The organism is Pseudoalteromonas sp. BZB3, from assembly GCF_040104455.1.
Classification (GTDB): Bacteria; Pseudomonadota; Gammaproteobacteria; order Enterobacterales; family Alteromonadaceae; genus Pseudoalteromonas.
On the sequence record NZ_JBECOS010000009.1, the window covers coordinates 76,494 to 85,481 of the forward strand.

17 protein-coding genes are annotated in these 8,988 nt (G+C 41.2%); 4 read left to right on the forward strand and 13 right to left on the reverse strand.

From position 1 onward, the window contains the following. Nucleotides 1-25: 25 nt before the first annotated feature. Complete coding sequence (locus tag ABMY35_RS08510) at nucleotides 26-838, reverse strand: sterol desaturase family protein (RefSeq protein ID WP_349285812.1); 813 nt, start codon at nucleotides 836-838, stop codon at nucleotides 26-28. Continuing rightward, nucleotides 825-1,253: an SRPBCC family protein gene (locus ABMY35_RS08515; protein ID WP_349285813.1), complete on the reverse strand. Its 429-nt coding sequence runs from the start codon at nucleotides 1,251-1,253 to the stop codon at nucleotides 825-827. The genes ABMY35_RS08510 and ABMY35_RS08515 overlap by 14 nt, the downstream gene beginning before the upstream one ends. A 98-nt stretch (nucleotides 1,254-1,351) precedes the next feature. Here ABMY35_RS08515 and ABMY35_RS08520 point away from each other — a divergent pair, with 98 nt between their 5' ends. From ABMY35_RS08520 to ABMY35_RS08535, 4 genes are all read left to right on the forward strand, one after another. After that, nucleotides 1,352-2,377, forward strand: coding sequence for an AraC family transcriptional regulator ligand-binding domain-containing protein (locus ABMY35_RS08520; protein WP_349285814.1), 1,026 nt, complete (start codon nucleotides 1,352-1,354; stop codon nucleotides 2,375-2,377). Between the two features lie 99 nt (nucleotides 2,378-2,476). Continuing rightward, nucleotides 2,477-2,842, forward strand: a complete 366-nt coding sequence (locus ABMY35_RS08525; RefSeq protein ID WP_349285815.1) for a cupin domain-containing protein — start codon at nucleotides 2,477-2,479, stop codon at nucleotides 2,840-2,842. Nucleotides 2,843-2,862: 20 nt separating this feature from the next. Beyond that, a complete protein-coding gene (locus ABMY35_RS08530; protein ID WP_349285816.1) occupies nucleotides 2,863-3,069 on the forward strand; it encodes a zinc ribbon domain-containing protein in 207 nt (68 codons plus the stop codon). A gap of 229 nt (nucleotides 3,070-3,298) precedes the next feature. Next, nucleotides 3,299-3,604 carry a DUF2834 domain-containing protein gene (locus ABMY35_RS08535; RefSeq protein ID WP_349285817.1) on the forward strand — a complete coding sequence of 102 codons (306 nt, stop codon included), beginning with the start codon at nucleotides 3,299-3,301 and terminating at the stop codon, nucleotides 3,602-3,604. Nucleotides 3,605-3,606: 2 nt separating this feature from the next. Here ABMY35_RS08535 and ABMY35_RS08540 read toward each other — a convergent pair whose 3' ends face one another. The 11 genes from ABMY35_RS08540 to ABMY35_RS08590 form a co-directional block, all read right to left on the reverse strand. Beyond that, nucleotides 3,607-3,876 (reverse strand): hypothetical protein, encoded by a 270-nt coding sequence (locus ABMY35_RS08540; protein ID WP_349285818.1) that lies wholly within the window; start codon nucleotides 3,874-3,876, stop codon nucleotides 3,607-3,609. A gap of 12 nt (nucleotides 3,877-3,888) precedes the next feature. Then, the gene (locus ABMY35_RS08545) at nucleotides 3,889-4,065 is read right to left on the reverse strand and encodes a RebB family R body protein (protein WP_083496525.1); all 177 of its coding nucleotides are present in this window, start codon (nucleotides 4,063-4,065) and stop codon (nucleotides 3,889-3,891) included. A gap of 271 nt (nucleotides 4,066-4,336) precedes the next feature. Further along, nucleotides 4,337-4,615 carry a RebB family R body protein gene (locus tag ABMY35_RS08550; RefSeq protein WP_349285819.1) on the reverse strand — a complete coding sequence of 93 codons (279 nt, stop codon included), beginning with the start codon at nucleotides 4,613-4,615 and terminating at the stop codon, nucleotides 4,337-4,339. Nucleotides 4,616-4,624: 9 nt separating this feature from the next. Next, entirely contained in the window at nucleotides 4,625-4,900 is a 276-nt protein-coding gene (locus ABMY35_RS08555; protein WP_349285820.1) for a hypothetical protein, read from the reverse strand. Beyond that, nucleotides 4,890-5,288, reverse strand: a complete 399-nt coding sequence (locus tag ABMY35_RS08560; protein WP_349285821.1) for a RebB family R body protein — start codon at nucleotides 5,286-5,288, stop codon at nucleotides 4,890-4,892. The genes ABMY35_RS08555 and ABMY35_RS08560 overlap by 11 nt, the downstream gene beginning before the upstream one ends. A 309-nt stretch (nucleotides 5,289-5,597) precedes the next feature. Further along, a complete protein-coding gene (locus ABMY35_RS08565; RefSeq protein ID WP_058029386.1) occupies nucleotides 5,598-5,891 on the reverse strand; it encodes a hypothetical protein in 294 nt (97 codons plus the stop codon). A gap of 68 nt (nucleotides 5,892-5,959) precedes the next feature. Next, entirely contained in the window at nucleotides 5,960-6,235 is a 276-nt protein-coding gene (locus ABMY35_RS08570) for a RebB family R body protein (protein WP_058029387.1), read from the reverse strand. 92 nt (nucleotides 6,236-6,327) lie between these two features. Continuing rightward, nucleotides 6,328-6,594, reverse strand: a complete 267-nt coding sequence (locus tag ABMY35_RS08575; protein WP_058029388.1) for a RebB family R body protein — start codon at nucleotides 6,592-6,594, stop codon at nucleotides 6,328-6,330. An 81-nt stretch (nucleotides 6,595-6,675) separates the two neighbouring features. After that, nucleotides 6,676-6,963: a RebB family R body protein gene (locus ABMY35_RS08580; protein ID WP_349285822.1), complete on the reverse strand. Its 288-nt coding sequence runs from the start codon at nucleotides 6,961-6,963 to the stop codon at nucleotides 6,676-6,678. Nucleotides 6,964-7,017: 54 nt separating this feature from the next. Next, a complete protein-coding gene (locus tag ABMY35_RS08585; RefSeq protein ID WP_240721972.1) occupies nucleotides 7,018-7,266 on the reverse strand; it encodes a RebB family R body protein in 249 nt (82 codons plus the stop codon). Nucleotides 7,267-7,332: 66 nt separating this feature from the next. Then, on the reverse strand, nucleotides 7,333-8,811 hold the full coding sequence (locus ABMY35_RS08590; RefSeq protein ID WP_349285823.1) for a helix-turn-helix domain-containing protein: 1,479 nt from the start codon (nucleotides 8,809-8,811) through the stop codon (nucleotides 7,333-7,335). Nucleotides 8,812-8,988 lie beyond the last annotated feature (177 nt).

Consider the following 8,988-nt stretch of genomic DNA (forward strand, 5'->3'; position numbering starts at 1 on the left):
CATTTCAAATCATATGTTTATTTTTTTAGTTATGAGATGGATACCCAAACAACACTTTAAGTTTTCTAATGAGTCCGTTGGCCATTAACACTTGCCTGTAGAGTATTTTAACTTGCATAAAGTTAGCACTCCATGGCGTGTTATTGGGCTCTCGGCCCACAATGCCATAGCGGATTGTCAGGCTTTTATCTTCTTCTACAAATGTACCGAATAACTTGTCCCAAATGATTAAAACGCCGGCATAGTTCTTATCAATATAAGAGGAGTTTGTGGCGTGGTGAATTCTATGGTGTGTCGGTGTGTTGAATACCTTTTCGAGCCACCCTAAGTTGCCTATGGTTTGCGTATGCACAAAAAACTGAAAGGCGAGATTGAGGGCGACAATGGCAAATACAATAGCAGGCGCAAAGCCCAGTAAAATCATGGGCAGCCAAAACAGCCACATGCCAACAATTGGATATAAAAGGCTCTGCCTAAAAGCGGTTGTGAAGTTCATATGTTTTGAGCTGTGATGGACCACATGGGCAAGCCAAAACCAGTGGATATTATGAGACGCACGATGAAACCAATAATACAAAAAATCTTGTAGTAAAAAGCCGACTAATAAACTGCCAATTGAAAAAGGGATATCAAACAAGGCAAATAGATGTAACCAATTAAAAAATGGCATCAATAATATGAGCGCGATGGCATCACTACCTTGATGCAACAACGCAAGCACAGCGTTGTTCAAGCTGTCTTTAATGTTGTAATACTGCCTCGCTTTGTAGAACTCAACAGCGACACATAATAAAAAGATAGGACTTAACCCAAGCAAAATCAGTTCAACGGGGATCATACATGTCTCCAAGTCTATTTAGACATTGTTGTATGTCTTTCTGAAGGATGGCTTTGAGCGCAAACTTGGGAATATACCAAGGACTTTGGCATTGAATTCGATACGAAACTTGGGTTTGTTCGCCGGTTTTGTGAAAGTGAATCTGCCCACGGTGCTGGCGAACAGGAAAGTCATTGAGCACTTGATAACAAATGCCAGTTTGGTCTGCTTGGGTGATTTGCTCTTCAAAATTTACACCTAATATTGATACCTGCCTAATACACCCCTTGCCCCCTGAAATTTCGCCTTTGTTGGCAGGTCTGAGTACTTGGAATTTTGCATTAAAAAAGCGTCCAAGATTGCTATGGTCAAGTAAGGTATTTAGTAAAGTATCTGCGGTACAGGCAATCTGTTTTTGGTATTCGACGACTAACATAACCGAGTCACGTTTGTTTTTTTAACAGCATAGTTTGACAAAAAGATAGCTTCTTGCGCTAATACGACAGAGTTTTGTTATTTTGCGACAGGGTTGTTATGGCGTCAGTTTCAAATGCATATTTGCACAGTGTTTTGACTTTTTTGAATGAGCAGGGCATCTTTTCTAAAGAGATGAAATACGATATCACACAGCTCACATCTGAGCGCATTGCCATGCAAACCTATGTTGATCTGCTTAACTTTGGCGCAGAGATTACAAAGCTTAGTTTGTTTGGGTTTGAATTAGGCAAACGCATTCAAGCGAGAGATTACGGTGTACTGGGTTACTTGGTTGAAAGCTGTGAAAATCTTGCACAGGCCATAGATGTTCTCATGCGGTTTGATGCGCTGGTCGCTGATATTGGGCAAACTCAGCTAAGTGCTACTGACACATTTGCGCACTTAGATTGGCAACCGCTCACCACCGACTGCAAACAGATGGTGCTTCGAAATACCACAGCTTGGGTTGCGACGGTAAGGAAGATCCTCGGTGAAACGCTTTCTCCTCATCAAGTGTCATTCAGCTTTGCTTTGACAACACAAGAAATTGAACAGCTAAAAGAATGGTTTAATTGCGAGGTCGTAACAAATACTAATGAAAACCGCATCAGCTTTGATAAAACTCTGCTTGCACTGCCATTTACCTCTGAAAATAAGGCTATGTTTCTGGCTTTGGTTAAACTTTCTGAAACAGAGCTTTCACAGAGTAAGCTCACTCAATCTGAGCTTTCTCAAACTATTCGAAACAGTAATATTAAACAGCAAGTCGCTACTTTACTCAATGCCACAAGTAATTTACAAGGGTGCGATCAAAAACGTATCGCCGAAGCACTTTTTATGAGTGCGCGTACATTACAAAGAAAACTAAAAGCTGAGCAAGCAAGTTTTTCGGACATGCTAGAGGCTGAACGTAAATCTCGAATAGATAAGTTACTTAAACACAATACCATTGCGCAAACTGCCTATGAACTGGGTTTTGTGGAGCAATCATCATTTACCCATGCATGTAAAAAATGGTTTGGCATAACACCACTGGCCTATCAGAAATCACTATCAGGACTGGCTAACAAAATGGCAAAATAATTCATTACAATTTTGTTGGTGATATTCAATTTAAATCTTTGGGTCTTAAATAAAAATGCTTTAGCTTGGTTGATAGAACTTGAGATAACAGGGGTAAAGATGAAACAAGATCAGATTAATTTTGCAGACAAGTTTGCTAAATTCAATGAGCATTGGTCGCCGAGAGTGATCGCAGAGATGAACGACTACCAGTTTAAACTGGTTAAAATTCAAGGTGAGTTTACCTGGCACGATCATAAAGACACAGATGAAGTCTTTATTGTCATCGAAGGCGAGATGGGTATTGAGTTTCGAGACCGAAGCGTTCATTTGAAAACCGGAGAAATGTGTGTTGTAGCTAAGGGCGAGGAACATAAGCCATTTGCTGAATGTGAGTGTAAAGTAATGATTGTTGAGCCAAAAGGTGTTGTAAATACGGGTGAAGCAGGCGGTGAACTGACCGCACAAAATGATGTGTATATTTAAGTGATTTAAGAGGAGCGGTTATGTCTAACGGTTGGAAGTGCCCTAAATGTGATTGTCGAGATTATGAAACAAATACCATTGCAACAACGGGCAGTGGCTGGTCAAAAATCTTCGATATGCAAAATCGAAAATTCACAGCTGTAACCTGTGTGCACTGTACTTATACAGAGTTTTATAAAAGCAGTACAAGTACATTAGGTAATGTATTTGATTTGTTTACTAATTAACCTGAGCTGTGGATAATAAATCTATCTCCAGCGGCTACTTTCCATGTTAACTGCGTTGAATTTACTTACAATACACCAGCTATTGACGCGTAAATTCGCCTTGTTATCGCTAAAAGTCTCCGGCTGCAGACTTGAATAATTATTTATTGGTTCAATATCAATACGTTAGCAAAGCTCTTAACCAAAGTTAAGGTTAATTAAGTAATTTATTGAAAAGGAATTCGAAAATATGGCAAAAATTTATTTATTGCTCGCCATTTTGGGCGCTGTACTCCCGTATGGAGCCTTATTACCTTGGTTATTTGATAACGGCTTAAACCTACAATTACTCTGGCAAGCAATCACAGCAAACAATATCAGCGTGTTAGCTTGGTTAGATGTGGTGATAGCCGCAGTGGCACTTATTTGCTTCATCGAAACAGATAGTAAAAAGCATCAAGTAAGAGGCGCTGCGTTTTCGATAATTGCGACTTTGACTGTTGGTGTTGCGTGCGGCTTGCCACTGTATTTATATCTCAGAGAAAAGCATAGATAAGGTTAAGGCTTAAATTGTTCGAGGACTTTTGCCGATTCTTTACCGATATTGGCAAATTGCTCGGTGCCTTTTTCGAGCACTTTTTGCGCCTCTTCAATGACCTTTGAATATTTAGGATCGCCCGTAGCCAGAAGCTGAGATAACGCCACACCAATGGCAGTAGTAGTAATGGTGCTGAGGTTTCTTAAATTATCGGTGGCGTCTTGCACGGCAATAGCCGTAGACTGGGCTACGGCTTGTTCAGCTTTTTTGCGTGCATTGACATCCGACATGATAGTGCGAGATTAACCCTGCGATAAGATCATGGCGCATGAAGTACTGACAGAAGCCGTACTTACAGTTTGTGAACTTTGCTGAATGGTCACGGCATTTTGCATCATTAAGCCCACGGTGTCTGCGAGGCTTGAATCAGACAGCTGTGTAATGATGTCAGAAATGGTTTTTTCGTTGCTATCAGACATAATTACTCCTAGATAACAATGGGAGCTAATCTAGCCCCCCAAACATGTTATACCAATCCTCATTAATACTTAATCATTTTGAGGGACTAAAACTGACGCTAGCTTCGTTAAAAATTTCTTATTTAGAACAACTAAATAGCAAAATTTTAGCCTTGCCTACATGGATGTAGGTACCTCAGCGATAGCAGAACGCGTGAGCGGTGCTATCGACAATTTTCCTTACCTTAAAATAGATCACTTAATTAAAAAGGATTGGCATTACAAAATTGAGTTAGCCTTTCTCAATTAACTCTTCAGTGGTACGGCCCAGTACCGCACTGCCAATTGCACCGAGCGCATTAACACCCTGCACGGTTGCAGCTTGCGCCATGATATTGGCATTTTGCTGTGCGCTGGTGGCATTATTACCTGCGTTTGACAGTGATAATCCGAGCGCAGTGTAGAAATTACCCATTGCCATCGCTGGTGTATCTGCCAGTACTTTGGTATTTGCTTGAGTAATAGAGTCTGTGATCTGTTCATTGACTTTATTGAGTTGTTTGTCGGCCATAATGAGTCCTTATTCCGTTTGATTGTCTTCTTGCGTTGTCGGCACACCAAGTTGTTCACTGAGTGCTGACATGGCTTGAGTGAGTGTTTTGTCAACGTCATTCAGCATGGCGTCAACGTGTTTAGAAATTTTGCTCGCTTCTTCAAAAGGTTGGTGCTCGTTTAACACTTTTTGATTGCCTTGCAGGAGCGCATTGACCTCTTGCTGCTTGCTTTTTGTGAGCGCAGTAATTTGTGCTAATTGCTCAGCACAATGAGCTTGAATTGTTTCGGTACTATTCATCATCAGTTGACTCTTTGGGTTTTTTGCCTAAAAAGTTAAACAAGTTGAAGCGCTTTTTTTGTGGAGGCGGGGGCGTTACTTCCTTTTCAGGCTCTACATCTTCAATATCTGCATCTTGCTCAAGCTGTAAGGGAGCTGGAGGAGCTTGGGGCGCAGCATGAGTTTGTTGAGTCGACGCTGGTAAATGAGTCGGTGTTTGCAATAATCGAGCACAGGCATTGGTGATCGATGCCGAAGTGGTCATTTGTGCACTTTGTTGGTTGGTGATCGCATTATGCATCGACAAACCCAATGTTTCAGCGAGGGTAGCTTCAACCATACTGGTTGGCTGCTGTGAAAATGGGTGGTTGTCTTCAGGTACTTGGTTTGTGGTGTTTTGTTCGTCACTCATTGCTTTGTCCTTGCTTTAAGCACGCAAAAACTGCGTAGATTATACCAATGCGCAATAACACTTAATCATTTTTGAGGGATTAAACCTGATGATAGCCGCGTTAAAGATTTCTCATTTAGAACAACTAAACAACGACATATTTGCCTTGCTACCAACAAGGTTTTCTTGCCTCAAATAGACCACTTAGTTAAGCGTATTGGTGTTAGTTTCAAATTAAGTACAGGTTAACGTGTTTCTTTTGAACAAAATCGGGGCTTTTTACTGAAAATGCGGGGATGATTAAGGCAATAAAACTCATCCCCATAGGGGTTATTCGGCGGTCTCGTGTAACACAGTGGCAATTTTTTCGCCCACCACACTGAAGTTTTCAGCACCTTGAGAGACAATAGATTGTGCCGTTGAAATAGCTTCAACATATTTGCTATCACCCGTTTCTAGAAATTGTGATAACGCGACACCAATTGCAGTTGTACTTAAGGTATTGAGGTTACGTAAATTGTCAGTTGCATCTGCCATTGCCAAGGCGGTAGATTGGGCGATTGACTGTTGTGCGCTATTAACTGCAGACTCACCTGCCTCAGGGGCTTGGTTTAGATTACTCATATTTTACTCCTGCAAAAAAGCCCTTAGTTGCAAGGCAAGTAAGGGCCTGAAGGCATCAGAAAAAGCGATTAAGCGCCTGGCTCAATAATGCTTTCAGCACTGCGGCCAATCACTGAGCTACCAATAGACATCAATGAATTAACACCTTGCACAGTTGCAGCTTGCATTGTGATTGCAGCTTGTTGTTGTGCCGCAGTTGCATTGTGCGCAGCGTTACCTAATGCTTGGCTTGTTGACATGAGTAGGTTACCCATTGCCATTGCTGGTGTTTCACCTACCACTTTAGTGTTTACTTGCGTAACTGAATCAGTAACTTGCGGGTTTACTGTTAGTGCATCTGCCATGATTTTCTCCTATGACCGAATCGGTCCTTATTAAGAATAAATAAAATTAAGAATTAAAAAGCGCCATACAAATTGTATGGCGCTGAGCGCGATTAGCCTTTTTCGATGATGCCTTCAGCGCTTCGACCTACTACAGAGCCACCAATTGACATTAGTGAGTTAACACCTTGCACAGTTGCAGCTTGCATTGTAATTTGCGCTTGTTGCTGTGCTGATGTTGCATTGTGCGCAGCATTACTTAATGCTTGGCTTGTTGACATTAATAGGTTGCCCATCGCCATTGCTGGCGTTTCGCCTACAACTTTAGTGTTTACTTGAGTTACTGAATCAGTGATTGCACCATTAACTGTTGCTGTCATGATAATTTCCTTTCTTTAAGTTAATTTTGACTGTTAAGTCGTAAAGTTAAGAGAGAAGTTTTGCCAAGCAAAACCGCTCAATTAAGATAAAATCTCTGCGGTACCGCGGCCGATCACTGAGCTACCAATCGACATTAGTGAATTCACACCTTGTACTGTCGCTGCTTGCATCGTGATTGAAGCCTGTTGGTTACCTGTTGTTGCATTTAACGCTGCTGTGCCTAATGCTTGACTGGTAGCCATATGCACGTTACCCATTGCCATCGCAGGTGTTTCACCAACTACACTAGTGTTCACTTGCGTTACTGAGTCAGTGACTTGGCCATTTACTTGAAGTGGTGTTGCTGCACCACCAGCTGCTGCTGCCATAGTTTGTTTCCTTCTTCATGTTAATATTGTGCTCATTCCAAGCGGTTTGAGCTCTTATGCTTTCGCATACTTGGCGCCAAGAGAGAGAATTAAATTCGCTCCAATGGCAGTATTAGTTTTGATCAGCACATTGTGTTGCTGTTGAGAGTAAGTTGCATTGTGTGCTGCATTACCTAGTGCTTGCGCTGTTGCTTGCACTAACATGGCACGAGAAACTTGAGGTGATTGTTGGTTAACTAAGTCTTCTATTTGTGCGCTTAAGTCTTCCATCACAGTTATCCGTGCTTGTTTCGATAAGGTCATATTAGGGGTTGCAACGTTTTGTTAATCGGGCAATTGTGCTAACAATTGCCGCGAATATCGGCTTGTCTAGATTCGGTATGGTTTGTATTGTTTTTTATAGTCGCGAGGTGACATACCGGTATAACGTCGGAAGATTTTTTCGAAGTGGCTTAAGTCGCCAAACCCAACCTCTAAACATAAATCAGTAATACGAATGTTAGGGTCCTGGGCTATCATGGCTTTGGCGTGCTCTATTCTTAGTTCAGCCAAAATTTGCTTAAAACTTTTGTTTAATGTGTTTTTAAATAAGTAAGACAGATGAGAGGGGCTGACAAATGCCTGATTAGCAAGGCCTGTTAACGTGATCTCTTGTTGCCAATTGTTCTGCATATAAATTAATGCTTTCAGCAAACTTGGGTGTAACGCTCTTTGTTCAGCAACTTGTTTTTTAAACAATATAGTGACGATAGATTTTCGGTGCTCTCCTAACGTTTGGACCGCACTATTTTCTAGTTGTTGACTAAATTCAGGCAGTGTCTGTTTAAGTACCTCTGAGCTGATATCGTCTTGATACGAAAGGGCGATTAGCTTAACCAGAGTTTGCTCTAATTGCATCATATTGCCAGGCCAATCGTACTGGCTGAGTAAATCAAAGCAATCTTTTGCAAGGCTTTGCTTGGCACTAATCTTATGGTAGTCAAATAAGGTATTGACGAGTAAAGGTAAGTCAGTTTTTCTGTCTTTTATACTTGGGATTGGTAGCTCAAGAAAGCTTAGTTTTTCAAACAGGCTGCGAGAAAATAACCCCTGATTAACCCGAGCATATAAATTGTGTTCACTACTAGAAAGTAACCTGGGCTGAGACGTGTTTTGTCTTAGGCTATATTGATTAGTCAGCAGGGCATTGAGCTGAGTTTGTTGCGACATCGGCAAATGGCTGACATTGGCGATTAACAAAGAGCCATTTTGCGCCTGTTCGAATGCTTGCTTTAATTTACTTTCAAAGTTATGTGCGTCAATAGATGTGCAATCAAGCTCAACAAAAGGGCCTGCTTTTTTATCACTTAACATATGAATGCTAATCGCTGTTGCGAGCGTTTCACTTCCTGGTGGGGCATTTAAGACGAGGGGGAATAAGGTGTTGGCACACTTTTCTATGAGTCTTTCAAGTTTGTTTATCTCTGCGCTATAGCCTTGGAGCGCAAAGCTTTGGCCAAATTTTTCGTCACTCAGTTGTGCGACTCTGAGCCTCGCAAGCATCAATCCGAGCTGGTTTGCAAATTGTTTAAATGCAAGCTCTTCGCTTGAACCCTGCTTTACTTCAACAAGTAAATGTAATGTACCAAGCTGTTTTCTTTGATAATTAATGGGGATTTTTGAAATGGGCTTTTCAAACTGCGCCGATTTAGGCCAAAAATGTGAAACAGCATGACAGGTTTGATATTCAATCACAAAGTCACAACGTGTTAAGTGATTAAATTTATTGTCTAGTAGCTGTGCAATTGAATTATTGAACAAAAGCGCTACATCTAAAGAGTTCCTTTTCACTTGTGAGCGAATTTCCATTTTATTTCTCCGGTTGGTTAGCCACCACACGCTTCTATTTTATTTATCCCAAAAAAAACAATAAAAATCGGTGTTAAATAAAATCCTTTATCAGCATTTTTGTGGTGAAAGTAGTGTGTAATGGGCAAAGTACTGGAAAAGACGGGCCTTAAATCGGGGAAATCAAGCGAATAGTGA